29 protein-coding genes and 1 pseudogene are annotated in these 25,555 nt (G+C 69.5%); 21 read left to right on the top strand and 9 right to left on the bottom strand.

Annotated elements, in window-relative coordinates; translation table 11 throughout:
• The first annotated feature begins 64 nt into the window (after nucleotides 1-64).
• Both OG700_RS11445 and OG700_RS11440 read left to right on the top strand, forming a co-directional pair.
• Entirely contained in the window at nucleotides 65-1,000 is a 936-nt protein-coding gene (locus tag OG700_RS11445; RefSeq protein ID WP_405612446.1) for an ATP-binding cassette domain-containing protein, read from the top strand.
• Entirely contained in the window at nucleotides 997-1,839 is an 843-nt protein-coding gene (locus OG700_RS11440; RefSeq protein WP_405612444.1) for an ABC transporter permease, read from the top strand. The genes OG700_RS11445 and OG700_RS11440 overlap by 4 nt, the downstream gene beginning before the upstream one ends.
• Before the next feature lie 27 nt (nucleotides 1,840-1,866).
• On the opposite strand, the gene OG700_RS11435 is transcribed toward OG700_RS11440, so the two are convergent.
• Nucleotides 1,867-2,376: an SDR family NAD(P)-dependent oxidoreductase gene (locus OG700_RS11435; protein WP_405612442.1), complete on the bottom strand. Its 510-nt coding sequence runs from the start codon at nucleotides 2,374-2,376 to the stop codon at nucleotides 1,867-1,869.
• Between the two features lie 59 nt (nucleotides 2,377-2,435).
• A complete protein-coding gene (locus OG700_RS11430) occupies nucleotides 2,436-3,308 on the bottom strand; it encodes a SigB/SigF/SigG family RNA polymerase sigma factor (RefSeq protein WP_405612440.1) in 873 nt (290 codons plus the stop codon).
• Nucleotides 3,309-3,626: 318 nt separating this feature from the next.
• On the opposite strand from OG700_RS11430, the gene OG700_RS11425 reads away from it, so the two are divergent.
• A complete protein-coding gene (locus tag OG700_RS11425) occupies nucleotides 3,627-3,995 on the top strand; it encodes a hypothetical protein (RefSeq protein ID WP_405612438.1) in 369 nt (122 codons plus the stop codon).
• A 207-nt stretch (nucleotides 3,996-4,202) separates the two neighbouring features.
• On the opposite strand, the gene OG700_RS11420 is transcribed toward OG700_RS11425, so the two are convergent.
• Entirely contained in the window at nucleotides 4,203-4,769 is a 567-nt protein-coding gene (locus OG700_RS11420) for a hypothetical protein (protein ID WP_405612436.1), read from the bottom strand.
• A gap of 327 nt (nucleotides 4,770-5,096) precedes the next feature.
• Here OG700_RS11420 and OG700_RS11415 point away from each other — a divergent pair, with 327 nt between their 5' ends.
• Nucleotides 5,097-5,807: a tectonin domain-containing protein gene (locus OG700_RS11415; protein WP_405612434.1), complete on the top strand. Its 711-nt coding sequence runs from the start codon at nucleotides 5,097-5,099 to the stop codon at nucleotides 5,805-5,807.
• Nucleotides 5,808-6,153: 346 nt separating this feature from the next.
• Here OG700_RS11415 and sodN read toward each other — a convergent pair whose 3' ends face one another.
• Nucleotides 6,154-6,549 carry a superoxide dismutase, Ni gene (gene sodN / locus OG700_RS11410; RefSeq protein WP_405612432.1) on the bottom strand — a complete coding sequence of 132 codons (396 nt, stop codon included), beginning with the start codon at nucleotides 6,547-6,549 and terminating at the stop codon, nucleotides 6,154-6,156.
• Nucleotides 6,550-6,699: 150 nt separating this feature from the next.
• Between sodN and sodX the strand changes: the two genes are divergently transcribed.
• Entirely contained in the window at nucleotides 6,700-7,119 is a 420-nt protein-coding gene (gene sodX / locus OG700_RS11405; RefSeq protein ID WP_405612430.1) for a nickel-type superoxide dismutase maturation protease, read from the top strand.
• Here the strand turns inward: sodX and OG700_RS11400 are convergent.
• On the bottom strand, nucleotides 7,023-7,652 hold the full coding sequence (locus OG700_RS11400; RefSeq protein ID WP_405612428.1) for a CGNR zinc finger domain-containing protein: 630 nt from the start codon (nucleotides 7,650-7,652) through the stop codon (nucleotides 7,023-7,025). The two genes, sodX and OG700_RS11400, sit on opposite strands and share 97 nt — an antisense overlap.
• An 80-nt stretch (nucleotides 7,653-7,732) precedes the next feature.
• Between OG700_RS11400 and OG700_RS11395 the strand changes: the two genes are divergently transcribed.
• The gene (locus OG700_RS11395) at nucleotides 7,733-8,530 is read left to right on the top strand and encodes a class I SAM-dependent methyltransferase (RefSeq protein WP_405612426.1); all 798 of its coding nucleotides are present in this window, start codon (nucleotides 7,733-7,735) and stop codon (nucleotides 8,528-8,530) included.
• A 92-nt stretch (nucleotides 8,531-8,622) separates the two neighbouring features.
• On the opposite strand, the gene OG700_RS11390 is transcribed toward OG700_RS11395, so the two are convergent.
• Genes OG700_RS11390 through OG700_RS11380 form a run of 3 tightly spaced genes read right to left on the bottom strand, consistent with a single transcriptional unit; the run spans nucleotide 8,623 to nucleotide 11,374 of the window.
• A complete protein-coding gene (locus OG700_RS11390; protein ID WP_405612424.1) occupies nucleotides 8,623-9,426 on the bottom strand; it encodes an amino acid ABC transporter ATP-binding protein in 804 nt (267 codons plus the stop codon).
• Nucleotides 9,423-10,370 carry an amino acid ABC transporter permease gene (locus OG700_RS11385; RefSeq protein WP_405612422.1) on the bottom strand — a complete coding sequence of 316 codons (948 nt, stop codon included), beginning with the start codon at nucleotides 10,368-10,370 and terminating at the stop codon, nucleotides 9,423-9,425. Before OG700_RS11385 ends, OG700_RS11390 begins: the two co-directional genes overlap by 4 nt.
• A 29-nt stretch (nucleotides 10,371-10,399) precedes the next feature.
• Nucleotides 10,400-11,374: an ABC transporter substrate-binding protein gene (locus OG700_RS11380; RefSeq protein WP_405612420.1), complete on the bottom strand. Its 975-nt coding sequence runs from the start codon at nucleotides 11,372-11,374 to the stop codon at nucleotides 10,400-10,402.
• 525 nt (nucleotides 11,375-11,899) lie between these two features.
• Here OG700_RS11380 and OG700_RS11375 point away from each other — a divergent pair.
• The 9 genes and pseudogenes from OG700_RS11375 to OG700_RS11335 all read left to right on the top strand — a co-directional run.
• On the top strand, nucleotides 11,900-13,147 hold the full coding sequence (locus tag OG700_RS11375) for an NADP-dependent malic enzyme (protein WP_405612418.1): 1,248 nt from the start codon (nucleotides 11,900-11,902) through the stop codon (nucleotides 13,145-13,147).
• Nucleotides 13,148-13,703: 556 nt separating this feature from the next.
• On the top strand, nucleotides 13,704-14,288 hold the full coding sequence (locus OG700_RS11370; RefSeq protein WP_405612416.1) for a phosphoesterase: 585 nt from the start codon (nucleotides 13,704-13,706) through the stop codon (nucleotides 14,286-14,288).
• On the top strand, nucleotides 14,285-15,841 hold the full coding sequence (locus tag OG700_RS11365; RefSeq protein WP_405612414.1) for an alkaline phosphatase D family protein: 1,557 nt from the start codon (nucleotides 14,285-14,287) through the stop codon (nucleotides 15,839-15,841). Before OG700_RS11370 ends, OG700_RS11365 begins: the two co-directional genes overlap by 4 nt.
• Nucleotides 15,842-15,917: 76 nt before the next feature.
• Nucleotides 15,918-16,880 (top strand): zinc-binding dehydrogenase, encoded by a 963-nt coding sequence (locus OG700_RS11360; RefSeq protein WP_405612412.1) that lies wholly within the window; start codon nucleotides 15,918-15,920, stop codon nucleotides 16,878-16,880.
• Between the two features lie 16 nt (nucleotides 16,881-16,896).
• A complete protein-coding gene (locus tag OG700_RS11355; protein ID WP_405612410.1) occupies nucleotides 16,897-17,232 on the top strand; it encodes a hypothetical protein in 336 nt (111 codons plus the stop codon).
• A 54-nt stretch (nucleotides 17,233-17,286) separates the two neighbouring features.
• Nucleotides 17,287-17,496: a helix-turn-helix domain-containing protein gene (locus OG700_RS11350; RefSeq protein ID WP_405612408.1), complete on the top strand. Its 210-nt coding sequence runs from the start codon at nucleotides 17,287-17,289 to the stop codon at nucleotides 17,494-17,496.
• Nucleotides 17,496-18,044, top strand: a complete 549-nt coding sequence (locus OG700_RS11345) for a Clp protease N-terminal domain-containing protein (protein ID WP_405612406.1) — start codon at nucleotides 17,496-17,498, stop codon at nucleotides 18,042-18,044. The genes OG700_RS11350 and OG700_RS11345 overlap by 1 nt, the downstream gene beginning before the upstream one ends.
• Before the next feature lie 199 nt (nucleotides 18,045-18,243).
• A complete protein-coding gene (locus OG700_RS11340; protein WP_405612404.1) occupies nucleotides 18,244-18,618 on the top strand; it encodes a hypothetical protein in 375 nt (124 codons plus the stop codon).
• Between the two features lie 69 nt (nucleotides 18,619-18,687).
• Nucleotides 18,688-19,167 (top strand): annotated as a pseudogene (locus tag OG700_RS11335) (transposase family protein); the annotation flags it as partial.
• On the opposite strand, the gene OG700_RS11330 reads toward OG700_RS11335, so the two are convergent.
• On the bottom strand, nucleotides 19,157-19,282 hold the full coding sequence (locus OG700_RS11330) for a hypothetical protein (protein WP_405622266.1): 126 nt from the start codon (nucleotides 19,280-19,282) through the stop codon (nucleotides 19,157-19,159). The pseudogene OG700_RS11335 and the gene OG700_RS11330 sit on opposite strands and share 11 nt — an antisense overlap.
• A gap of 314 nt (nucleotides 19,283-19,596) precedes the next feature.
• On the opposite strand from OG700_RS11330, the gene OG700_RS11325 reads away from it, so the two are divergent.
• The 6 genes from OG700_RS11325 (at nucleotide 19,597) to OG700_RS11300 (ending at nucleotide 25,455) form a co-directional block, all read left to right on the top strand.
• On the top strand, nucleotides 19,597-20,532 hold the full coding sequence (locus OG700_RS11325; protein WP_405612402.1) for a tyrosine-type recombinase/integrase: 936 nt from the start codon (nucleotides 19,597-19,599) through the stop codon (nucleotides 20,530-20,532).
• Nucleotides 20,505-20,708 (top strand): tyrosine-type recombinase/integrase, encoded by a 204-nt coding sequence (locus tag OG700_RS11320; RefSeq protein WP_405612400.1) that lies wholly within the window; start codon nucleotides 20,505-20,507, stop codon nucleotides 20,706-20,708. The genes OG700_RS11325 and OG700_RS11320 overlap by 28 nt, the downstream gene beginning before the upstream one ends.
• A gap of 107 nt (nucleotides 20,709-20,815) precedes the next feature.
• Nucleotides 20,816-21,877: a tyrosine-type recombinase/integrase gene (locus OG700_RS11315; RefSeq protein WP_405621598.1), complete on the top strand. Its 1,062-nt coding sequence runs from the start codon at nucleotides 20,816-20,818 to the stop codon at nucleotides 21,875-21,877.
• A 16-nt stretch (nucleotides 21,878-21,893) separates the two neighbouring features.
• Nucleotides 21,894-22,247 (top strand): helix-turn-helix domain-containing protein, encoded by a 354-nt coding sequence (locus OG700_RS11310; RefSeq protein ID WP_405499715.1) that lies wholly within the window; start codon nucleotides 21,894-21,896, stop codon nucleotides 22,245-22,247.
• Nucleotides 22,244-24,664, top strand: a complete 2,421-nt coding sequence (locus OG700_RS11305) for a site-specific integrase (RefSeq protein WP_405612398.1) — start codon at nucleotides 22,244-22,246, stop codon at nucleotides 24,662-24,664. Before OG700_RS11310 ends, OG700_RS11305 begins: the two co-directional genes overlap by 4 nt.
• The gene (locus OG700_RS11300; protein WP_405612396.1) at nucleotides 24,661-25,455 is read left to right on the top strand and encodes a carbon-nitrogen hydrolase family protein; all 795 of its coding nucleotides are present in this window, start codon (nucleotides 24,661-24,663) and stop codon (nucleotides 25,453-25,455) included. Before OG700_RS11305 ends, OG700_RS11300 begins: the two co-directional genes overlap by 4 nt.
• The last annotated feature ends 100 nt before the right edge of the window (nucleotides 25,456-25,555 follow it).

Here is a 25,555-nt window from a genome sequence, read left to right as displayed (position 1 = left end):
GGCGGCGGGAATGTCCGCGCCGGTCCGATGCCGGACGGACCGGTCCCCGGCCACTGTTGGCCGGGTGATCGAAGTCAACGAACTGACCAAGCGCTACGGCGCGACCACCGCCGTCAACGACCTCAGCTTCACCGTTCGCCCCGGTCTCGTCACCGGATTCCTCGGCCCCAACGGGGCCGGCAAGAGCACCGCGCTGCGGATGCTTCTCGGCCTGAACGAGCCCAGCGGCGGATCGGTCACCATCGACGGCCGTCCGTTCCGGGACCGCCCGCGCGGGCTGCGGCACGTCGGCGCGCTGCTCGACGCGAGCGACGTGCACGGCGGACGCACCGCCGCCGCGCATCTCGCGACGCTGGCCCGCGGCAACCGCATCCCGCGATCGCGGGTGGCGGAGGTGCTGCGCGAGGTGGGTCTCACGGGGGCCGCCCGGCGCCGTATCGGCGGATTCTCGCTCGGGATGAAGCAGCGGCTCGGCATCGCGGGCACGCTGCTCGGCGATCCGCCGGTGCTGCTGTTCGACGAACCGCTCAACGGCCTGGACCCGGAGGGGGTGAAGTGGGTGCGGGGGCTGTTCCGGCGGCTCGCCGCCGAGGGCCGGACGGTGTTCGTCTCCAGCCATCTGATGACCGAGATGGAGAGCACCGCCGACGAGTTGGTGGTCATCGGCCGGGGTGAGCTGATCGCCGCGGAGAGCCTGGCGGACTTCGCGGCCCGTGGCACCCGGTCGAGCGTGACCGTACGCACCCGGGACGGCGTCGCGCTGACGGAGCTGCTGACGGCCGAGGGCGCGGACGTACGACCGGCCGGCCCGCCGGGGCAGCGGGATCTGCTCGCCGTAACCGGCCTGAGCGCGGACCGTGTCGCCGCACTCGCCTTCCAACACCGCATCCTGCTAGGTGAGTTGACGACCGACCGGTCCACCCTGGAGGAGGCGTTCATGGAGCTGACCGCCGACAGCGTCGAGTACGGCGCGACTCAGGAACCTGGAGCCACCCGATGACCGCCGGTACCACTGCCACAGAAGCTGCCGCCGAACCTGCCGCCCGCTTCCGTGATCTCCTGGCCGCCGAGTGGCTGAAGCTGTGGTCGCTGCGCTCGACGGTGTGGGCGTATGTGCTCGGAGCGCTGGTCGTCGTCGGGTTCAACGTCGGTGCCACGTACGACCGTTACCGCTACTGGAACGCGCGCAGCGTGGCCGACCGGGCCGATTTCGTCTCCGACGGGATCGCCCTCATGTACGCCTACACCACCAACGCGGGCATGCTCATGATGCTCGCCGCCGGTGCCATCGGGGCCGTCGCGATCACCGGTGAGTACAGCACGGGCCTGATCCGTACGACGTTCGCCGCCGTCCCGGCCCGCCGTTCGGTGATGGCGGCCAAGGTGTGTGTGCTCACGACGGTCATGACCGGTTACGGGGCGGTCGTCGCCCTTCTGTCGTTCTGGCTGTCCCAGGCGATCCTTGGCCGGCACGACGCGGGCGTGTCCATCGCCGACCCGGGCTCCCTGCGGGTGGTCGTCGCCTCGACGCTGCTCGCGCCGGTGTGCGGGCTCGTCGGCATGGCGCTCGGGGTGCTCCTGCGGCACGGCGCGGCGGCCACGGTGACGGTCGTCGTGGTGCTGCTGGTCGTCCCGCTGGTCTTCGCGGACGACCGCCGCTGGGCCGCCGTCGTCGACCACGCGCTGCCCAGCAGCGCGTGGCAGCGCCTCATCGACACGCAGTACGGCTTCGGTGTGCCCTTCCCGTGGACGGTGGGCGGGGCGTGGACCGTGTTTGCGCTCTGGGCGCTCGGCGCGACGGCCGTGGCGGTGTTCGCGGTACACCGCAGGGACCAGTGACGGGCCGTCGCCGCCCCCGCCCCGGGATCAGGCGGTCTTGACCGCGCCCCCGCCGATGAGATGGTCCGCCCCGGTGGTGCTGCCCGCGAGAGGTGAGGCGAGGTACGCGACGAGGGCGGCGACCTCCTCGGGCCGTACGAGCCTGCCCGTCACCATCCCTGTCGCGGAGGGGAGTTGAGCCAGTTGCCACTCGTGCGCCACGCCCGTCGACCGGGCCGGCTCGGCACCGTACCCCACGGGGCTCTCCCACATGTCGGTGCGGACGGCGCCGGGCGACACGGTGTTGACGCGCACTCCGAGCGGGCCGAACTCCTCGGCCAGCGCCTTGCCGAACGCTGTCAGCGCGGCCTTGGCCGTGGTGTACGGGACGGGGTCCGCGTGCGGCGTACGGGCGCCGATGGACGAGATGTTGACGACGGCTCCGCGACGCTCGACGAGGTGGGGCAGGGCGGCGCGGAACCGCGCGGACCGCGACGCCGACCACTCGGCGGACGACGCGGCGGACGGTGACGCGGCCGGTGACGTCGACCTGGCCACCCTCGTCGTCGACGCCCTGCTGCGCGGCGTCGGCGGCGCGGCCGGCTCAGGCTCCTCACTCAGCTCTCGGTGAGCATGCCGTCCCGGAGCCTGGCCAGGGTCCGGGTCAGGATTCTGGAGATCTGCATCTGGGAGACGCCGAACCGCTCACCGATCTGCGACTGGGTCAGCTCCTGCCCGTAGCGCAGCTCAAGGATCCGGCGTTCCCGCTCGTCCAGCGTGCTCAGCAGCGGAACGAGACTCTGGAAGTCCTCGACCAGCTCCATGGCGGGATCGCACGCCCCCACGAAGTCGGCGACGGACGCACCGCTCCCGCCCGGATCGCCCGAGCCCGAGTCGGCGGGCAGGTCGAGCGAGTCGGAGTTGTAGCCGTTGGCGGCGATCAGCCCTTCGACGATCTCCTCCTCGCTCAGCTCCAGATGCTCGGCCAACTCCCGTACGGTCGGCTCCCGGTCGAGCCGTACGGCGAGCTGGTCCTTGGCCCGCGCGAGCCGTATCCGCAACTCCTGCAACCGGCGCGGCACATGCACGGCCCAACTGGTGTCGCGGAAGAACCGCTTGATCTCGCCGACGATGTACGGCACGGCGAACGAGGTGAACTCCACCTCGCGCGACAGCTCGAACCGGTCGATGGCCTTGATCAGACCGATCGTCCCGACCTGGACGATGTCCTCCAGCTGATCGTTCCGGCTACGGAACCGCTGGGCGGCGAACCTGACCAGCGACAGGTTCATCTCGATCAGCGTGTTGCGGGCGTACTGGTGCTCGTGGGTGCCCTCTTCGAGGACCTGGAGCCGCCCGAAGAACAGCTTCGACAGCTCCCGCGCGTCCCTCGGCGCGACCTGCCCCGCGTCCTCGATCCACGGAAGCTCCCCGACCCGCGGCCCTGTCTGCGGTTCGGCGGTTCTTCTGAACTGGGTTGAAATGGACATGTTGTTGATCCCCTCCCGGATCGGCGAACGGGGGGCTCGCCGACGCGACGTGTGCCCCGCTCTCCCCTCCCCATGCGTCCGCGGACCGTCGGATGAGGGCACCGGGCGCCCGAGTTGCCTCACGTACGACGTCATGGGTGAGGCGACCGAGACCCTGGCCGGCCGCTCCGAGGGGGCGCCGGGGCGGCTCCCGCGGCACCTTTCGGGACACCAACACGCCCTGTACGGTCATGAACCATGCAGCAGGAGTCACCTACCCCGCCCCTACCCGCCCGTCCCCCCGGCACTGCCGCCGCCCCCCGCCCCACCGGCCTCCTTGTGACAACCCTGGCGATCGGGTTGCTGCTGGGTGCCGCGGGCGTGGGCGCGGCGTGGGCGATCACCGGGGACAGCACCGGGACCACGTCCGGGACGGCGCCGGCGACCGACGCACGCGGCGCCTGCGACGCCCTCGCGGGCTTCGACGAGTCGAAGTACACGGCGAAGGGCGACGAGGGCCTGGTGGCCCTCAACCGCTGGAGCGGGGCCATCACCCTCTCCGCCGCGGCGGCCGCGGGCGACCCGGCGTACAAGTCGCTCTCGGACTCCCTCAGCCGGGCACAGCATCGTCACGCCCAGGTCTTCGACTTCGACGCCCAGGTGAAGAAGGACCTGGCAAAGGCCCGCGGGATCTGCGAGGACATCTAGGGCCTCTCGTTTGGATCTTGCCGGGCTCGCGGTCCCTGGCACGCACGCTCTCCCCCGTAGCCCCCGAGGGGGGGCACGGGGAGGTGCCCCCTGCGTCGACGGCGGAAGGGGAGGCACGGCTCCCGCCATGCCTTCCTCCTCCGCCTCGCGATCGCCCGCACCCGGCCGAGGCAATGACCGGCGCCAAGAAGTGCGGGCCACGAGCCGCTACTCACACCTGGCCAAGAGCAACCACCCGGGCCTGCCCTGAGCGGGGGTCAGTTGGAGTATCGACAACACCGCACGCAATGTGTCGTCCCACGCCGGATCCACCCTCGGCCGGCCGGGACCGCCTCCCGCCCCATCGGGGCCGTCGGCCTGCTCACGAAGGACGGGGACCACCGCAGCCGCAAGGGCGTACATCGGTTCGTCCTCCGTCCCGTGGCGGACGATCTCCACCCCCAGCCGCGAAGGTGCCTCAAGGGCGCAATCCCAGTACGCCTGAGTGTCCCAGGGCTCCGTACAGCCGGACACCGTGAGCATCCGTTCCGCCGCGGCCCACACGAAGTTGTCCTCCGCTTCGTCGTCGTAGCCGAACCAGTCAAGCGCCAGGGACCCGTCGTCGTCAGCCTCCAGCACCTTCCACCGTCCGCCGCCCCCGAGGTCGTACCCGTACGCGAAGACCGTGTCGCCCGGTGTTGTCGCCGCGCCGGTGGAGGGCCTTGGGCCGTGGTCGGTGGCCTCCACCCCGTTCGCGCCGTCGAGAGGTTCTTCCGCCTCCATGGAAATGATCATGATCACGCATCATAAGTTGTGGATATCTCCGCGCGGCCGGCAGGTGGCCGTGCCCGGGGCTCCGGGAAGCAGCCCACCAGGCCGGCGTGTTGGCCCCTGTCGGATGCACGGATGGGTGGCTCGTGTCGATCCCCCCTGGGCGGGACGTGGCTTCCGGCCGTCCGGTTCGTGGCCGGACCTTCCTCGTGCCCTGCTGCCAAGGCGATCGGGATCAAAACCATGATTTACGGACCTTTTTGGTATTGATACAAGTATTCGCCCGTTTGTCAGCTCGTCTGCCCGCCAAGGATGCAGGCAGGAATCGGAACGAGAGAAGGCGAGTTCGACATGGCGGATTGGGTGAAGGTCGCGGGCGGTCTCACGGCCATCTCGGCGGGATCCAGGACGACGGTGTGGGGGGTGAACGCGGCGAGCGCCATCTACCGGTACACCAACTACGACGCCAACCCCTGGATCAACATTCCGGGGGCGCTGAGTGACATCGGCGCGGGTGCTGATGGCACCGTGTGGGGTGTCAACGGCGGCAATCAGATCTTCCGGTACGTCGGGGACCAGGGGTCCTCCAACCCGTGGTTAAGCATCTCCGGCAGCCTGGTCCGCATCGACGCGGGCTCCAGGACGAGCGTGTGGGGGGTGGACTCCGCCGGCGCCATCTACCGGTACACCAACTACGACGCCGGCCCGTGGATCAAGGTCCCGGGGGCGCTGAGTGACATCGGCGCGGGTGCTGATGGCACCGTGTGGGGTGTCAACGGCGGCAACCAGGTCTTCCGGTACACCGGCGACCAGAGCTCGAACCCGTGGGCGAGCGTCGCCGGCAGCCTCAAGCGCATCGCGGTGGGCTCCCGGACCAATGTGTGGGGCGTCGACCCGGCCGGCAGCATCTACCGCTACACCAACAACGACGCCAGCGGGACCAACCCGTGGGTCAAGATCCCCGGCGCCGCCACCGACATCGCCGCCGGTGCCGATGGCACCGTGTGGCACGTCAACAGCGTCGGCGACATCTACCGCTACACCGGCGACCAGCCAAGCTGACCCCCGCCCGCACCGTCTGTGCGGCCCCGGCCTGTAAACAGGCCGGGGCCGCACCCGCTGTTCACGAACTTCTCGCTGCCGACCGGCACGCCGCAGGCGGGAGTTGCCTGGCCGAAGGTCTCGGACATCGACTTCAAGCGCGGCACCGTTCGCGTCGAGCAGGTTCGGCTCGTCCTCGGCCACGCGTCCGCCGTCCTCACCCTGCGGAGCTACGCGCACCCGCGGCCGGGCAAAGAAGACCGCACCCGCTCCGCCATGGACGCCTCTCTCGGCGGCCTGCGGACCGGGTGCGGACCGGTAGGCAGTGCGACCCACGAAAGTGCAGGTCAGACGGCCAAAGCACAGATCAAGCCTTCTTGGTCTCCCAGAAGATCTTGTCGATCTGGGCGATCAGGTCCAGGGCCTTCTGGCCCGTCGCCGGGTCCTTCGAAGCCTTCGCGGCCGACAGCGCCTTCAGGGCGTCGTTGACCAGCTGGTGCAGCTCCGGGTACTTCTCGAAGTGCGGCGGCTTGAAGTAGTCGCTCCACAGCACCGAGACATGGTGCTTGGCGAGTTCGGCGCGCTGTTCCTTGATGACCGTGGCGCGGGTCTGGAAGTGTGCGTCGTCGTTGCCCGCCATCTTTTCCTGGACGGCCTTGACCGACTCGGCTTCGATGCGGGCCTGGGCGGGGTCGTACACGCCGCAGGGGAGGTCGCAGTGGGCGCTGACCGTCACCCTGGGGGCAAACAGGCGGGAAAGCATGGAGCTGTCCTTCCTCGTGATCGTCTTCTCAGGTGGGACATTACTCCGTGAGAAGCCGGATTTCGCGAGTGCCCCCTAGGGCTTAGGACAAAAGTCCGGGGTCCCGACGGGACTGGCGGCGGAACGTACCGTGGGACCGGGAGGTGCCGGATGACGGAGCACGGGCGCGAGCCGAGAGCGCTGTTGGGGATCGCGGAGGTGTCGGGGCCGTCCATGTATCCCACCCTCAAGCAGGGCGATCGACTGCTGGTGCATTACCACGCACCGGTCAAGGCCGGCGACATCGCCGTGCTGAAACATCCGCTCCAGCAGGATCTGCTGATCGTGAAGCGGCTGGCCGAGCGGCGCGACGGTGGATGGTGGGTGCTCGGGGACAATCCGGGGGCCGAGGGGGACAGCCGGGTGTTCGGGGCCGTACCCGGCGAGTTGGTGCTCGGCCGGGTCCGGGCCCGTTACCGGCCGCGCGGTGCGGGTCAGCGGTCGGTGGCCGGCGCGCTCGCGTGGGCCTTCGCCTCGCTGCGGCCCGTGCTGTCCGACCGTTCCGTCTCCAGGCGCTTGCGGGCCCGGTAGGCGGCGACGTTGGCGCGGGTCGCGCAGCGGTCCGAGCAGTAGCGGCGCGAGCGGTTGGTCGAGGTGTCGAGGTAGGCGTTACGGCAGGGCGCGGCCTGGCACAGGCCGAGCCGGTCCACGCCGTACTCGGTCAGATGGAACGCCAGGCCCATCGCGGCGATCGCGGCGAAGCCCGCGGTCGCGTTCGACGGGTGCTCCGCCAGATGCATGTGCCAGCGCGGATGGCCCTCGTCGTCGAGGAAGTCGTGGCCCGAGATCTGCGGGCTGACGGGGAACTCCAGCAGCAGCGAGTTGAGCAGGTCGACGGCGTGCGTCGCCTCGTCCCCGTCGGCCGCCGCGAAGACGGCGCGCAGCCGGCCGCGGACGGAACGGAAGCGGGTGACGTCCGCGTCGGTGGCGCGGCGGGACGCCTGGGTGGAGGCGCCGAAGAGGGCGCGGACGGCTTCGACGGACGTGAGGGTGTCCGTACCGCGGGCCGGTTCCTCGGTGTTGACCAGGCGTACGGCGTAGTCCGAGTAAGAGGCCAGTTCCACTTGTAGTCCTTACGACAGCGGTCTAGGGTCGGCGTAATGGCTGGTCTTGCCCACAGGGTATTACGAAGCGGAGGGTTCCGATGGTGGACACGGGGTCGGGGACGGGAACGGCGGCCGGGGAATCCGCGCCGGGACGGGCCCACTGGCGGGCCTGGCAGGACAGCTGGGACCGCCAGCAGGAGTGGTACATGCCCGATCGCGAGGAGCGCTTCCGGGTGATGCTCGACATGGTCGAGGCCCTGGTGGGACCCGAACCACGGGTGCTGGACCTCGCGTGCGGCACGGGAAGCATCACCGACCGGCTGTTCCAGCGGTTCCCGGCGGCCACCAGCACCGGCGTCGACCTCGACCCCGCGCTGCTCGCCATCGCCGGCGGCTACTTCGCCGACGACCCGCGCCTGACCCTGGTGCGGGCCGATCTCAAGGACCCCGACTGGACGGCGAAGCTGCCGTACGAGTCGTACGACGCCGTCCTCACCGCCACCGCGCTGCACTGGCTGCACAGCGAACCGCTGGCCACGCTGTACGGGCAGCTCGGCGGCCTCGTCAGGCCCGGCGGCGTCTTCATGAACGCCGACCACATGACGGACCCGGGCACGCCCCGTATCAACGCCGCCGAACGCGCCCACCGGCACCGGGAGATGGACCGCGCCAAGGCCGCGGGCGCCGTCGACTGGCTCGACTGGTGGGAGCTCGCCGCCAAGGACCCGCTGCTCGCGGGGCCGGCCGCCGAGCGGTTCGCGATCTTCGGCGAGCACGCGGACGGCGACACGCCCTCCGTCGAGTGGCACAGGAAGACGCTCACCGACGCGGGCTTCGGCGAGGCCCGCCCCGTCTGGTCCTCGCCGTCGGACTCGCTGATGCTCGCCCTGAAGTAGCGCTTGTAACGGACGCGGAAGCGAACGCGGAACGGAACGCGGAGGGGTGCGACAGGCCGGCAGGCGGCCTGTCGCACCCCTCCGCGTCGCGGTTACAGCACCTTCGACAGGAACGACTTCGTCCGCTCGTGCCGCGGATTCGTCAGAACCTCGCGCGGATGGCCCGACTCCACGACCATCCCGTCGTCCATGAACACCAGCGCGTCACCCACCTCGCGGGCGAAGCCCATCTCGTGCGTCACGACGATCATCGTCATGCCGGACTCGGCGAGATCGCGCATCACATCCAGGACATCGCCCACCAGCTCCGGGTCGAGCGCCGACGTCGGCTCGTCGAAGAGCATCAACTTCGGCTCCATCGCCAGCGCGCGGGCGATCGCCACCCGCTGCTGCTGGCCGCCGGAGAGCTGGGACGGATAGCCGTCGGCCTTGTCCGCGAGCCCCACCCGGTCCAGCAGCCTCTCGGCCCGCGCCCTGGCGACGGCCTTCGTCTCACGGCGCACCCGTACCGGGGCCTCCATGATGTTCTCGATGGCCGTCATGTGCGGGAAGAGGTTGAAGCGCTGGAAGACCATGCCGATGTCCCGGCGCTTCAGGGCCACTTCGGAGTCGCGCAGCTCGTACAGCTTGTCGCCCTTCTGGCGGTAGCCGACCAACTCGCCGTCGACGTACAGCCGTCCGGAGCTGACCTGCTCCAGATGGTTGATGCAGCGCAGGAAGGTCGACTTGCCGGAACCGGACGGCCCGATCAGACAGAAGACCTCGCGCGGCGCGACCTCCAGGTCGATGCCCTTGAGCACGTGCGCGGCGCCGAACGACTTGTGTACGGCCTCGGCCTTCACCATCGGGGTCGCGGTCCTGGCCCCGTCGTGCGTCGTCTTCGCGGTGGCGGTCATGCGGTGCCTCCCTTCGGTCGGCCCAGCGACAGCAGATTGGCCCTGATCCGCTGCAACGGGGTCTGCGGCAGGGAGCGCAGCGAGCCACGCGCGTAATGCCGCTCCAGGTAGTACTGGCCGATGCTCAGGACCGAGGTCATCAGCAGATACCAGGCGGCGGCGAGGAACAGCATCTCGACCGGGGCGCCGGACGTCTGCCCGATGTCCTGCGCGTATCTCAGCAACTCGTAGAACTGCACGGTCGCCACCAGCGACGTCGTCTTCAGCATGTTGATGACTTCGTTGCCGGTCGGCGGCACGATCACCCGCATCGCCTGCGGGATCACGATGCGGCGCAGCGTCTTGCCGTGGCTCATGCCCAGCGCGTGCGACGCCTCCGTCTGCCCCTCGTCGACCGAGAGCAGACCGGCGCGGCAGATCTCCGCCATGTACGCGGCCTCGTTGAGGCCGAGACCGAGCAGCGCCGTCAGGAACGGCGTCATGAAGCTGGCCCAGTAGTCCTTGTAGATCGGTCCGAGGTTGATGTACTCGAAGACCAGACCCAGGTTGAACCAGACCATGAGCTGGACGAGGACCGGCGTGCCGCGGAAGAACCAGATGTACGACCAGGCGAGGGACGCCATCACCGGGTTCTTCGACAGCCGCATCACCGCGAGGACGATGCCGCCGATCACGCCGATGGCCATCGACAGGACGGTGAGGATCATCGTCTGGCCGACACCCTTGAGGATGCGGTCGTCGAAGAAGTAGTCGGGTATGGCGCCCCAGTTGATCCTGCCCTGCCAGAACGCCCGGACCATCAGCGCCAGCAGCGCGAGGGCGACGACCGCGGCCACGTACCGCCCGTAGTGCCGGACCGGGATGGCCCTGATGGCCGCCGGCCCGGCGGGTCCCGCCGGCGGCGCGTCGGACGGGCCGTCCGACTTCGATATGTCAACAGACACGGGTGCTGCCTTTCGGAGCCGGGCGCGGATCAGGTGCCGGAGTTGATCGTGGCTTCCTTGACCGCGCCCGCGTCGACGCCCCACTTCGCGATGATCTTGCCGTACTCACCGTTCTTGATGATCGCGTCGAGCGCGGCCTGGAGCGCCTTGCTCAGCTCGTCGTTGCCCTTGGCGACCGCGATGCCGTACGGGGCGGCCTCGATCTGCTCGCCGACGAGCTGGAAGTCGTTGCCGCCGCCCGAGGTCTTCACCGCGTACGCCGCGACCGGGAAGTCCGACGAACCGGCGTCGGCGCCACCGGCGCGCAGCCGCGTCTGGGCCAGCTGGTCGTTGTCGAACGCCTGGATCCCGATGGCCTTCTTCCCGCCGTCCTCGCACTTCGCCGACTCGGCCTTGGCCAGGTCGTGCGAGACGGTGCCGCGCTGGACGACCAGCTTCTTGCCGCACAGGTCCGACCAGGCGGCGATGCCCTTGTCGTCGCCCTTCTTGGTGTAGATCGAGACACCGGCCGTGAAGTAGTCGACGAAGTCGACACCCTCGCCGACCTTCTTGCCCGTCTCGGAGTCCACGCCGTCCTGGCGGGCCTTGGTGTCGGTCATGGCCGACATGGCTATGTCGTAGCGCTTGGAGCGCAGACCCGTGAGCAGCGTGTCGAAGGTGCCGTTCTCGAACTCGAAGGTGACGCCGAGCTGCTTGCCGAGCGCGGCGGCGATGTCGGGGTCGATACCGACGGTCTTGCCGGCGTCGTCCTTGAACTCGACCGGCGGATACGCGATGTCGGAGCCCACCTTGATGACGCCCTTGTCCGCGATCGCCTTCGGCAGCTGATCGGCCAGCGGGGCACTCTTGGTGGTCGCGGGGGAGTCCTTCCCGCTGTCGGTCTTCCCGCTGCCGGTCTGGTCGCCGCAGGCGGTGAGCAGCAGTGAGCCGGCGACCGCGATCGCCCCGACCGCGGCGATCCGGGACTTCCCGGCGGTGGTACGACTGGTGAAGCTGGCGGTCATGATGAGGATCCTCCGGCGGACGAGGGAATTGCCACGCGGTGTGCACGCGCCATCGAGTGTCGCGACCGTGTGTGATTGATTAGGGCATCTTGCCATTCGGACTGGTCCGTTCAGGGGGCCCGTCATGTCAAAATCGGATAACGGGTGACCCCCGCGTCCCAGCAGGCCGGCACAACAGGACCGGACCATCTGCGGGAATGCCTTCTTCCGGCCGGATGATCTCCGGCCCGTCCCGACTCTCCGGTCGGTTCGTGTCGTGCGGCGGAAGTGCCCCGAAACTCCGCTATGAGTCATGTCACCGCCTGTAGAACGAGTCGTGGACGTCCGGGCCCGTCCGGTATGAAGGACAGCTACACCCCTCATCCGGGGCTCAGGGCGCGTGTGCGGCGCGCCCGCGCGTACGTACCTCCTCCTGTTCGGCACTCCAACCGCCGATAACAGGTCACGTACGCGGTGCCCGCCCACCCCTCCGTAACCCAGGAGTGGACACCCTCAACTGATGAAGAGACTTAAGGGGTCAAAAACATGGCAGCGGAGATCGTGAATCCTCGCAGCGAGAGCGAAAGTGTCGGCGAACGCGAAAGTGTCGGTGACGGCGTCAGCACCGGCGCGACGGACGAGCCGTTCGATCCGGCCTTCGCGCTGCACCGCGGCGGGAAGATGGCCATCCAGGCCACCGTGCCCGTCCGGGACAAGGACGACTTGTCCCTCGCCTACACGCCCGGTGTCGCCAAGGTGTGCACGGCGATCGCCGAGAACCCGGAGCTGGTCCACGACTACACCTGGAAGTCGCAGGTCGTCGCCGTCGTGACGGACGGGACCGCGGTCCTCGGCCTCGGGGACATCGGCCCGGAGGCGTCGCTCCCCGTGATGGAGGGCAAGGCGATCCTGTTCAAGCAGTTCGGCGGCGTCGACGCGGTGCCGCTGGCGCTGGCCACCACCGACACCGACGAGATCATCGACACCGTCGTGCGGCTCGCGCCGTCCTTCGGCGGGGTCAACCTGGAAGACATCTCGGCGCCCCGCTGCTTCGAGATCGAGCGCAGACTCCAGGAACGGCTCGACATCCCCGTCTTCCACGACGACCAGCACGGCACGGCTGTTGTGACGCTCGCCGCGCTGCGCAACGCGGCGAAGCTCACCGGGCGCACGCTCGGCGACCTGCGCGCGGTCATCTCCGGGGCGGGCGCCGCGGGCGTGGCCATCGCGAAGTTCCTGCTGGCGGCGGGGATCGGCGACGTGGCTGTCGCCGACCGCAAGGGCATCGTCAGCCCCGACCGCGACGACCTGACCGACGTCAAGCGCGAGCTGGCCGCCCTTACGAACCGCGCGGGGCTCTCGGGCTCGCTGGAGGCCGCGCTGTCCGGCGCGGACGTGTTCATCGGCGTCTCGGGCGGTACGGTCCCGGAGCCGGCGATCGCGTCGATGGCCCCGGGGGCGTTCGTTTTCGCCATGGCCAACCCGACCCCGGAGGTCCACCCGGACATCGCGCACCAGTACGCGGCGGTGGTCGCGACCGGGCGCAGCGACTACCCCAACCAGATCAACAACGTGCTGGCGTTCCCCGGGATCTTCGCGGGCGCGCTCCAGGTGCGGGCCTCACGCATCACGGAGGGCATGAAGATCGCCGCCGCGAACGCGCTGGCGGACGTCGTCGGGGACGAGCTGGCGGCGGATTATGTGATCCCGTCGCCGTTCGACGAGCGGGTGGCCCCGGCGGTGACGTCCGCGGTCGCCGCGGCGGCGCGGGCGGAGGGGGTCGCGCGCCGCTGAGCTTCGCTGCGGGGTCGCCTTCCCTGGCGGAGGGCGGCCCTGCGGGCCGGGCTGGGTGGTGCGGGGGTCTCGTTGGCCGGGTTCGCCCGGTAGGTGGTTGTCCCCAAGCGCCGGCCGGGCTGGGGTGGTTGGGGTGCTGGCCGGGTTGGTTGGACCGGGTCCGCGTGGTGGCGGGGTTCGTCCTCAAGCGCCGGACGGGCTTGAAATGCGCCCGCCCGGCGGTGGGTTGAGGCGCCTGTGGTGCGGGCCGGTGGCCGGGGGCCGCTCCGGGGGCATGTCCGGACGGCATGATCTACGGCGCCCAGCGGTCATGGGAGAAGTACCGGTCCGGGTTGCGCCACACATCACGCTTGAGTGTCCGGACACGACCCCTGCGCGTCCCCCTTCAACCCGCACCCCGACCGGCAGCCGACAACCGCAACCACCAAGCCTGTCCGGCGCTTGAGGACAACGACCACCAACCCGCGGACGCGGACCCCGTAACCCCACCCACCCCCGCCATCCACCCCCACCTGGTGAGATCCTCGCGCCAACCACCCCTAACCAGGAGGCGCTTGTGAATCTGCTTGTCAACGGTGATGCGGAGAAGGGGCCGGGCGGGACCGCCGAGCCAGTCGGGCGGGTCGACGGCTGGGTCGTACGGCAGGGTGCGCCCGCGCTCGTCGGGTACGACGTCGGCGGCGGCTACCCCACACCGGGCTCTCCCGGACCCGGCGAGGCCGGGGCGCGGTTCTTCTCCGGTGGGAACAGCGCCGTCACCACACTCGTCCAGGAAGTGCCCGTCCCCACCACCGGCCCCACCGGACACGGCGCCGTCGACGCCGGACGCGTCCGGTACGTGCTGAGCGGCTGGCTCGGCGGGTACGCCGCGCAGGAGGACGGTGTCCGGCTGTCCGTCGAGTTCCGGGACCGCGCCGGGACCCCGCTCGCGCTCTCCGTCCTCGGCCCCGTCACCGCCGCGGAACGCGCCCACGCCACCGCCCTGTTGGAGCGCTCCGCCGAGGCCGCCGTGCCGCCGGGCGCCCGGTCCGCCCGCGTACAGCTCTCGTTCACCCGCACCGGCACGGGCGGCGGTACGTCCAACGACGGCTACGCCGACGCGATCTCACTCCGGCTGACAACGACGGGACGGCGCAAGTGACCCTCAACCGACGTGATGTGCTCAAGGCCGCCGGCGTCGCGGGCGTGCTCAACGTCGTCTGGCCGCTGAGCGCCGGGCTCTCGCCCGCCCAGGCGCGCGAGGCCGCGGAGGCGCTCGGTTCGGCGTACGACGAGGCGCCGTTCACGCTCGGCGTCGGGTCCGGCGACCCGCAGCCCACCAGCGTCGTGCTGTGGACGCGGCTCGCGCCCGAGCCCTTCGCCGAGCCGGGCGAGCAGCCGCTCGCCGAGGTCGTCGACGTCCGCTGGGTCGTCGCCGAGGACCGTGCCCTGCGCCGGGTCGTCGCACGCGGCACCGTCCCCGCGTCCGCGACCCTCGCGCACAGCGTGCATGTCCCGGTAGGCGGTCTGCGTCCGGGCCGTACGTACTGGTACGCCTTCACCGCGCTCGGCAGAACCAGCCGCCTGGGCCGGACCCGTACCGCGCCCGCCGGCCGGGTGCGCGGCGCCCGGTTCGCCACCGCCAACTGCCAGAACTACCCGCAGGGCCACTACGCCGCGCTGGCCGGGATCGCCCGTGAGGATCTGGACTTCGTCATCCATCTCGGCGACTACATATACGAGCACGGTCCCGAGGGCAGCGACATCCGTGACCACAACGGTCCGGCCATCCACACGCTGCACGACTACCGCATGCGCCACGCCCTCTACAAGGGCGACCCTTCGCTGCGCGCCGCCCACGCCGCCCACCCGTGGTTCCTGACCTGGGACGACCACGAGGTCGTGAACGACTACAGCGGTACGGGCGGCGGCGCCCCTTTCATGCGGCGCCGGGCCGCCGCGTACCAGGCGTGGTACGAGCACCTGCCGCACCGCGGCGCCGGGGACTCCGTCCTGCCCGACATCGACATCCACCGGGTGCGCCGCTGGGGCGACCTGCTGGAGCTGGCCGTGCTCGACCTGCGGCAGTACCGCTCCGCGCAGAACCTCCCCGACGGCACCATCCTCGGCGCCGACCAGAAGGCGTGGCTGAAGAAGACCGTCGACCGCGCGCCCGACAGCTGGCACGTCTGGGCCAACTCGATCATGCTCAGCCAGCTCCGTGGCCGCCCCGGCGGCGGCTACATGTTCACCGATCAGTGGGACGGCTTCCTCGGCGAGCGCAAGGAGGTGCTGGAGCATGTGCGTACCAGCGGCCTCGAAGACCTCGTGGTCCTCACCGGCGACTGGCACTCCGCGTTCGTGGACGACGTCCGGCCGGACTACGACAACACCGAATCGCCCGTCGTGGGAACGGAGTTCACCGCGCACTCGGTCAGCTCCAGCGCGTACGACGCGCAGTGGAACGCCACCAACGGTCCGCTGATGGGCGCGGCCAACCCGCACCTCCAGTACTTCGAGGGCAACCGTTACGGCTACGACGTGTACGAGGTCACGCCGGAACGATTCAGCACCCATATGCGGGTCATCGACGACCGGCGCGACCCGGCCTCGGCCGTCTCCACCCTGACCACCTTCCATGTGGACCGGGGCACGGCGGGCGCGTACGAGGACCCGGCGACGAAGTCGTCACCCGCGCAGTACCGCAGGGACTGACAGCCGGCGGGGGCGGGACCCGCCTCACACGCCCGCGTGCTTCCGCGCGTCCCGTCCCCGCCCTAGGGTCGAGGTCATGTTCGCCGCCTACGCAGCCCGCATCGACCGCGACCAGCCCCTCAACGGCCTTGAGTTGGGTGAACGCCCGGCTCCCGGTCCGCGCCCCGGCTGGTCGACCGTCACCGTCAAGGCCGCCTCACTCAACCACCACGACCTCTGGACCCTGCGCGGGGTCGGCTTCTCGGAGGACCAGCTGCCCATGATCCTGGGCTGCGACGCCGCCGGGACCGACGAGGACGGCAACGAGGTCGTCATCCACTCCGTCATCGGCCAGAGCGGCCACGGCGTCGGCCCCCGCGAGCCGCGCTCGCTCCTCACCGAGCGCTATCAGGGCACGTTCGCCGAGCAGGTCACCGTTCCCACCTGGAATCTGCTGCCCAAGCCCGCCGGGCTGAGCTTCGAGCAGGCCGCCTGCCTGCCGACCTCCTGGCTGACCGCGTACCGGATGCTGTTCACCAACGCCGGTGTACGGCCGGGGGATTCGGTCCTCGTCCAGGGCGCGGGCGGCGGTGTCGCGACCGCCGCGATCGTCCTCGGCAGGGCGGCCGGGCTGCGGGTGTACGCCACCAGCCGCGACGAGGCGAAGCGCAAGCGCGCCGTCGAACTGGGCGCCACCGACGCGTTCGAGCCCGGCGCGCGGCTGCCGCACCGCGTGGACGCCGTCATGGAGACGGTCGGCGCCGCGACCTGGTCACACTCGGTGAAGTCCCTGCGACCCGGCGGCACACTGGTGATCTCCGGCGTCACCAGCGGCGACCGGCCCTCGCACGCCGAACTGACCCGGATCTTCTTCCTGGAGCTGAAGATCGTCGGCTCGACCATGGGTACCAAGGACGAACTGGAGGACCTGCTGTCCTTCTGTACGACGACAGGGATCCGCCCGGTGATCGACGACGTCCTACCGCTGGACCGGGCCCGCGAGGGGTTCGAGCGAATGGCGGCGGGCGATCTGTTCGGCAAGATCGTGCTGACCGGCTGAGGTTGAGGGAGTCTTCATGAACGCACTGCTGCCCTGCTCGATGGTCGTCGGCGCTCTCGCGCTGGTCATGGGCTTCTTCGGCTGGCTCGCCCTGCACGTCAGGCGCCGGGGGACGGCGGGCGCGGGCGTCACCGCGGCCATGGCCGCGTACGACGAGGCGTTCCGGGTCACCGCGCACGAGGCGCACCACGAGATCCAGGCGGCGGCCGAGCGGCAGATGCCGCTTCCGGCGCCGGGTGGTGGGGGCGGGGCGCGCGGGGTTGGCGGACCCGGTCCGTACGCCGGGCGCCCCGCCCGGACCCGTAACCGCCGCTCCGTACTGGGGCGTTGGGTGCGACGGCTGCGCGGCTGACGCCGCATGTCAATGTTGGTTGACATGAGGCGACTGTCAATGTAGATTGACATCATGACCGATGCAACGGATCTCGCCGAGAGGGCGGGTGACCGCGACCCGCGGATCGGGCTGAGGGCGGTCGCCGCGCTGCGGCGGCTGCTCGAACAGCTCGAAGCCGTGCAGGTGCGCAGCGCCCGGAGTCAGGGCTGGTCGTGGCAGGAGATCGCCGCGCAGCTCGGTGTCAGCAGGCAGGCGGTACACAAGAAGTACGGGAGGCAGTGATGTTCGAACGCTTCACGAAGGGGGCGCGCGACGTGGTGACGGATGCCGTCACCCGGGCCGAACGTATGGAGTCGCCCCAGGTCACCGAAGAGCACATGCTGCTCGCGCTGCTCGACTCGCGGGGAACGCGATCGGCGTTCGCCTTCGCCTCGCTCGGCATCCTCGACCGGCGCGACTCGGTGGAGGCGGGGCTGGCCGACGCGCGCCGGCAGGGCGGCCTGTCCAAGGCCGACACGGCGGCGCTCGCCGACATCGGCATCGACGTCTCGCAGATCGTCTCGAAGGTCGAGGAGGCGCACGGCGCGGGCGCGATGGGGGCGGGCGGGAAGGCGAAGCGGGGGTGGGCCTCGAAGAAGTTCACGCCCGCCGCGAAGGAGACGCTGGAGCAGTCCCTGCGGGTCGCGCTGGGACGCGGCGACAAGGAGATCAACGACGGCCACATCCTGCTCGCCCTGACGGCCAGGCCGGGGGTGGTGGCGGACGTGCTCGCGGACCACGGGGGGACGTACGGGGCGGTGGAGCGGGTGCTGTTCGGGGAGGGGGCGTAGACAGCCGGATCGCTTGTCACGTCCGGCGGGGCGCGGGGTCTCCCCGCCCGGCGGGCCGACAACCCGCGGGACGGGAGCTCCGCCGGCTGTACAGGCCCAATGTGGGCCATACGTGCGTTACTTCGGCGTATCTACCTCATTGGGTGCCGTGGCCCGGATAGTCAGTGGATCTTCCTGACTCTCCGACCGAGGAGCTTTCGTGGTCTGTCGTCGTGTCCTGGGCGGGCGTGCTGTGGTGGCGTTCACCGCCGCGGCCTCCGCCGTGCTCACCTCCACCCTGCCGTCCGGCGAGGCGGTCGCCGCCGGCCAACCGCGCCCGCGGCAGCGGGCGGTGAGCCTGCCCGCCGGCAACGGCGACGTGCTCAGCTCGGAGCCGGGCGTCTTCCACCTGGATCCGCTCAAGGCGTTCAAGGCCAAGGCGAGCGCGCACCGGATCATGTACCGCACCACCGACCGCGCCGGGAAGGCCATCGCCGTCACCGGCACCGTGCTGAACCCCACCACCTCCCGCCAGCTGGCCGAAGGTACCGAGTGCGAGGCGCGGGTCTGTCAAACGAGCGGCTCTGGCCCGTAATCGGTGGTGCCGAAGCGTGACTACCTTCGTCGGCATGGCATGCGTGATGTCAACGAGCTTGTGGGTGCGGTGTTTTCGGGGCTGTCGGCCCTCGTCGTCGAGGGCGTGGCGGACGAGGGTGAGGTCATCCGGGTATCAGCGCGAACCCGGGATGATCCGGTGCCGTGCCCGGCGTGCGGGCAGCCGACGAGACGAGTGCACGGCTTCCACGGACGGGTGGTCGCGGACGTGCCGGTGGACGGACGGCGGGTCGTGGTGTCGGTGCGAGTCCGGCGCCTGGTCTGTCCGGTGCTCGGCTGCCCGCGGCAGACGTTCCGCGAGCAGGTTCCCGGCGTAGTGGAGCGCTACCAGCGCCGCACCAACCGACTGACCAGTCAACTGGGTTCGGTCGTAAGGGAGTTGGCGGGCCGGGCGGGCGCCCGCCTCTCGCGCGTTCCGGCCTGCGGGATCTCCCGCTCGACCGCCCTGCGCATGCTCATGTGCCAGGTGGTGACACCGCTGCGCGTCCCGCGCGTGCTCGGCATCGACGACTTCGCCCTCAAACGCCGACCTCCAGGACGTCGACGACATCCCCCGCCCCCGCAGAGTCCGCATCCGCCGCCCAGGCGACCCGCTCACAGCCGAAGAAGCCGATCTCCGCCAGCGACTCCAGACCCAGTCTCACCCGAACTCGGAGACTGCCACTCAGGAACCATGATCGTTCTCAGCGCCAACCGCTGTACCGATGTTCCCAGCGCCGCCCATTGCATCTGATGCGAATTGGCGACGGTATGCGCATAGCCGCTGTCCAGGGCGGCAATCGCCCAGCATGACAGGGGAATTGAGCTACTGCGCTGACCTCACGATAGCGGCTGGCGAGGCGTGGACGGCGCCGATCTAGGGGGCTGACCTGCGACCCTTCTGGCGACTCGCATAGGATGCGGTTTTCTCGCATCTGATGCGAGTTACGGAGGGTGGTGGATCAGTGGGGTCCAACGGGTGATACCGGGGGCGGCGAGGCTGCTTCTGATCGACGGGGTCGCGTTGCTGCGGCCGGAGGAACAGGTCTTCACGGCGATGCTGACCGGGTTCGCCAATCAGCAGCTGGCGCGGAACCTGGCCCAGACGACGGTGGAGGGCCGGGAGAACACGGTCAAGGCGTTCGCCGCCTACGTGAACACCCATCCGTGGCACTGGACGCCGGCGATGGTCGACGAATGGCTCGGTGACCTGCGCTCACCGCGTGACCTGAAGCGCTCGACCGTTCGCTCGTACTCGGAGGCCGTGCGCGCGTTCTGCCACTTCGTCACCGACCCTCTCTACGAGTGGACGGCGACCTGCGAGGAGCGGTTCGGCACTCACCCGGTCCAGGTGGTGCACGAGTGGAACACCGCGGTGCACGTCCAGGACAACGAGTCGGACCCGAAGAAGCGCGCGTTCACCAAGGCCGAACTGCACGCGTTCTTCGCGCACTGCGACGACGAGGTGGCCCGGATCCGGGCCTTCGGCCGCAAGGGCTGGCTGCCCGCGTTCCGCGACGCCACCTTGTTCAAGACCGCGTACGCCTACGGGCTGCGGCGCAACGAGACGCGGATGCTGGACGCCGCCGACTTCGGTCGCAACCCGCACGGTGCCGAGCACGGCGAGTACGGCCGGTGCCAGGTCCGCTTCGGCAAGGCCAAGAAGGGCTCGCCTCCCAAGCGCCGCAGCGTGCTGACCGTGTTCGGCTGGAGCGCGGACGTCCTGGACGAGTGGTTCACCGAGGTCCGTCCCCTGTTCGGCACCGACAGCAACCCCGCGCTCTGGCCCTCCGAACGCGGGGCCCGGATCGGCTGCCAGCGGCTGAACTCCCGCTTCATCGCCTACCGCAAGGCCCTGGGCCTGGACGACGGCTGGACTTCCACTCGTTGCGAAGGTCGTACGTCACCCACCTGATCGAGGACGGCTGGGACCCGCGTTTCGTCCAGGAACAGGTCGGCCACGAGCACGCCAGCACCACCTCGATCTACACCAACCCTCGGGAATTGCATCAGACGGGCGAGAAACCGCAGGTCGCGTGGTCACAGCGGGGCTCGGCAGGACTCCGCAGCCTCTACGAACTGGCGCTCTGAGTAGGGGTGTTGCTGAGATGATCCCTTCTGATGCATGATCTGCTCTTCAGAAGGGATGGTCTGGAGCGGTGCATCAGCAGAAGGTGGCCCTGGCGGGGTCGGCTCGTATGGAGCTTGTCTCCGGGGTCGTCCAGTTGCGCCCTGAGGACGCGATGTTCGACGCGATGCTGAGGGGTTGGCGGGCCCAGCAGAAGTCGCGAGGGCTGAAGGACGAGACGATCGACCCGAGGGAACGACTGATCCGCCGCTTCCTTGAGTTCGCGAACGAGTACCCGTGGCAGTGGACGCCGGCCCACCTGGACGAGTGGTCGGCCACCCTGACGAGCGAGAAGCATCTGGCGCCGTCCACGATCCGGAGCTATCAGGGCACGGTTCGGCTGTTCACCGACCTCCTCATCGACGCCCGATACGGTTGGGGACCGGCCTGCGAAGAGGCGTTCGGCACTTTTCCGGTGGCGATCTGTCATGAGTGGAATACCCTCCCTCACCTGCAGGATTACGAAGGCGACCCGGAAGCGAGGCCGTTCACCAGGGAAGAGCTGCAGCGGTTCCTCGACTATGCCGACGACCAGGTCGCACGCGCCGTGAAGTCCAAGCGCAAGGGCGCCCTCGCCGCCTACCGGGACGCCACACTTTTCAAGGTCATCTACGGGTGGGGGCTTCGGCGAACCGAGACGTCCAAGCTCGATGTCGTCGACTTCGGACGCAATCCGCAGGCTCGCCAGTTCGGTCGGTACGGCACGCTCAACGTCCGTTACGGCAAGGCGAAGAAGGGGCAGCCGCCACGGCGCCGGAACGTGCTGTCGGTGATGGACTGGGCCGTCGAGGCGGTCGCCGACTACGTCGAGAATGTCCGCCCGCGCTTCGGGTTCTCCGATCACCCTGCTCTGTGGATCACCGAGCGTGGGGGCCGCCTTCAGCCCGGGTCGATCAACGACCGGTTCGAGGCATACCGGGATGCCTTGGGGCTGCGCAAAGAGTTGACCCCGCACGGACTTCGCCATTCGTACGTCACGCACCTGACCGAGGACGGAGTGGACCGGCGCTTCATCCAGCAGCAGGTCGGCCACGAGTGCGACAGCTCCCTGGCCATCTACACGCACGTCAGCGACGACTTCATGAACACTTCCCTGCACAAGGCACTGGCGTCGGCGTTCGCCGGGGCCTGACAGGAGGGATCCGGCGATGGCCGCCAAGCTCGACTACCACTGGCACCTGCGCAAAGTCATGGCCGACCGCGGGATGTTCTCCACCACTGACCTCATCCCTCCGCTCGCCGAACGCGGCATCAGCCTGTCGTCGAGTCAGGTCTACCGGCTTGTCGTGGAGCGACCGGAGCGACTGAGCCTGAAGATCCTCATGTCCCTGCTCGACATCCTCGACTGCACCATGGACGACCTCATCGAGCCCATCGCCGTGGCTGGGACCGTGAAGAAGCCGAAGAAGGCGGCCGTCGGCGGCGGCCCGTCATCCGGTTCGGAGGGACTCGGCGGGCTGCGGCCAAAGCGGGCCAGGATCACGGGTGTTGACCGGTCATGACCGCCGCTGATCATCTCGATCGCGCCGTCGCAGACCCGATCGGCCTGATCACGGACCTCGTCGCCGACGCCGAGAAGGCACTCGACGCTGACACGATCCGGGTCGTGGTCACCGCCGTCGTCGGCGGCCGCGCGAAGTCGCGGCACCTGGCCAAGGCCCTGGCGATGAGGCCCGCGGTCCTGACCGACGGCCGGTCCCCGGCGCCCCGGGCCGTCGGTGATCTCCTCATCGAGCTCCGCAAGGCCGGCGCCTCGACAATCGCGGCGCCGGTCTGCGCCGAGTGCGGCAAGCAACTGCGAACCCTCCAACGCAAGGGGCAGGACTGGTTCTGCTCGGTCTGCGGACAGGAGACCGCCGAGTGCACCACCTGCGGAAACGTCCGACGCGTTGGTTTCCGGGACCGCAAGGGCCTGCCGCGTTGCAAGATGTGCCCCGACATCGACGACCGTGATCCGGTCACGGTCGTCCACGAACTGATCACCACGATAGCTTCAGGCGCCGACCGCGATGCGATCGCCGAAGCCCTCCGCCGCACGGCACCCCAGCGTCCCGCCTACCGGCAGCGACTGGTCTGGGCCCTGGAAGAGAACCCCCGACTGCTGACCGGGGAGGGCCATTTGGCGCCGCATCGCGCAATCCTGAAGTTCATCGACCTTCTGCACGAGGCCGGTGTCGCCGGGATCGTGAGGCCCGCATGCCCTCGCTGCCGCCGCGTTGTCCGCATCGACAAGCCGCTCGACGGGCAGCGGGTCTGCCGCAACTGCATCGCCAAGTCCCGCATCGAAGAATGCGTACGCTGCGGAGCCCAGCGCGAGCCGGCCATCCGCGACGCTCAGGGACGGCCACTCTGTCCGAACTGCCTGGTCACCGACCCTGCGAACGTCGAGGTCTGCGTCGGCTGCGGCAAGCGTCGCCGAGTACAGAACCGCACCTCAGACGGTCCACTCTGCCCCAACTGTTGCCCCCTGCCCATCCTGGTCTGCTCGATCTGTGGTCGCACCGCACCCGGCACCCACTCCCGTCTGACCGGACTGCCCCGCTGCGGTGGCTGCGACAGACGCCAAGCTCATTGCACCTCCTGCGGGAGGCTCCGAGGTATCCACTCCGGCACCGCCGAAGCCTCCATCTGCGGACCCTGCACCGCACCGGACGCCGAGCTCTGGCGCCCGTGTCCCACCTGCGGGGAAGCGGAACGACTGCGATCCTCCGGTCCGTGCCCTCGCTGCACGCTCAAACAGCGGCTCCACGAACTCCTCGCCAACGACTCGGGCTCCATACCCCCGAAGCTTCAAGCCCTCCATGAGGCCCTGGCCAGCACCGAACGAGCCGCCACCGGGCTGCGCTGGCTCTCTGGCGGCATCGTCTCCACCGTACTGTCCGACCTCGGCTCCGGCCGCTGCCTCCTCACTCACGAAGCCCTGGACGAACTCCCCGAAGGCAAGGTCGTCGAGCACATCCGCAGCGTCCTCGTCGCCAGCGGCGCCCTGCCCACGCGGGACGAGCAGATGGTCCGTCTCGAACGACACGTCAAAGACCTCGTCACCTCCCATGCGACGGCCGAGGGACGCAAGATCCTGCACCGGTACGCGACTTGGCACCTCCTACGACGGCTTCGCCGTCGCAATCGCGGCAAGGAGACCACGTACTACCAGCTCCAGGTCGCGCGGCAACACCTGCGGGCAGGCGTCTATCTCCTGAACTGGCTCGAAGGCCAGAACTTGACCCTTGCCACCTGCCGACAGACCGACCTCGAACGCTGGATGACCAGCGACGACGCCCGTCTTCGCCAGGAGGCAGGCCACTTCGTGCGCTGGGCCCTGGCCCAGAAGATCGCCCGCGATCTCAGCTTCCCGGCCGAGCGATGGAACGGCCCCTCGCAGCCGATGGACGACGAGGCCCGCTGGGCCACCGCCCGCCGTCTGCTGCACGACGACACCCTCAAGCCCGAAGACCGCCTCGCCGGCCTGCTATTGCTCCTCTACGCCCAGTGGCCCGCGGCGATCTCCCGGCTCACCGTCGACCACATCGAGGAGACCGACGGAGCAATCCGCCTCCGGCTCGGCGCCGTCCCGGTCGAGCTTCCCGCACCCGTCGCTGAACTGGCCCTCCAACAGGTCGAGGTTCGCCGCAGCCATGCCGTCCTCGGCCGCACGGACTCGCCCTGGCTCTTCCCCGGAGGCCAGCCCGGCCGCCCGATCAGCGCCTGGGCCATGGGCGAACGACTCCGCAAACTCGGCATCCGGCTCGCCCAGGCCCGCTCGACCGCCCTGTTCCAGCTCGCCACCGAACTGCCCGCCGCGGCCCTCGCCCGCACCCTCGGCATCGACATCACCGTCGCCGTCAAATGGCAACGAGCCGCCGCCGGAGACTGGGCGGCATATGCAGCCGAGATTAGCCGCCGGAAGAAGGATTCATGAGTGTATCGCTAACGGTCGCACAGTTCCCTATCACCTGGGACGCTAAGCGGAATGTGGAGTTGATCTCCGAGGTCTTGGCCGAAGCCAGGCCCGACGACATCGTCGTCCTGCCCGAGGGCGCACTGTCAGGCTACGGGCCAGACCTCTCCGTCCTGGGCGACCTCGACACTCTGGCCCTGGCGAACGCCACAGACCGTGTCGCCGACCTGGCGCAGCGGAAATCGGTCCATCTGTTCTGCGGCACGTTGCTCTTCGACCAGGGAGTCTGGAGCAACGCCGCCGTCTATTTTTCACCCACCGGCGCGAGGTGGATCTATCGGAAGATCAACCTTGCGATGAACGAACGAGGCCGACTGGAAGCGGGGACCGACCTCTCCACCCTTTCCATCCCGATGGCCGGCGGGCAAGTCAGCCTCGGTGTCCAGATCTGCCGGGAGATCCGCTTTCCCGAGCAATGGCAGCACCTTGCCAGCAGCGGAGCACAGGCGTTCATCTATCTCACCCACGCCGCAAATACAGCCGAGCCGGCTGGGGTTTGGAGAAGCCACCTCATCAGCCGCGCAGCGGAGAACCAGCGGTTCGTCCTTGCGGCGAACGTCGCGGACCCTCACCAGCACTGCCCCAGCATGATCATCTCGCCGCGAGGAGAGGTCCTGGCCGAGGTGACCTCCGGCGACACTGCCGTCATCAGAACCACCATCGATCTTGACCAGTCCGGCGATTGGTACCTCGGCCAGCGGCGGCAAGACCTGCTGAGGCTGTCATACGAAGGACAGAGCAGATCAACGTAAACGGCGCAAAGCGCGGCTTCCCATAGGCAGGCATTCCGAGTGTTCCAATACCCGATCCCACCGTTATGTGTGTCCTCGGACTTCCGCACCCGCACCCTGC

The sequence above is a fragment of the Streptomyces sp. NBC_01508 genome (genome assembly GCF_045040315.1).
Taxonomy (GTDB): Bacteria; Actinomycetota; Actinomycetes; order Streptomycetales; family Streptomycetaceae; genus Streptomyces.
Note: the sequence above shows the minus strand (reverse complement) of the source record. Positions and strands in the feature narration are given on the sequence as shown.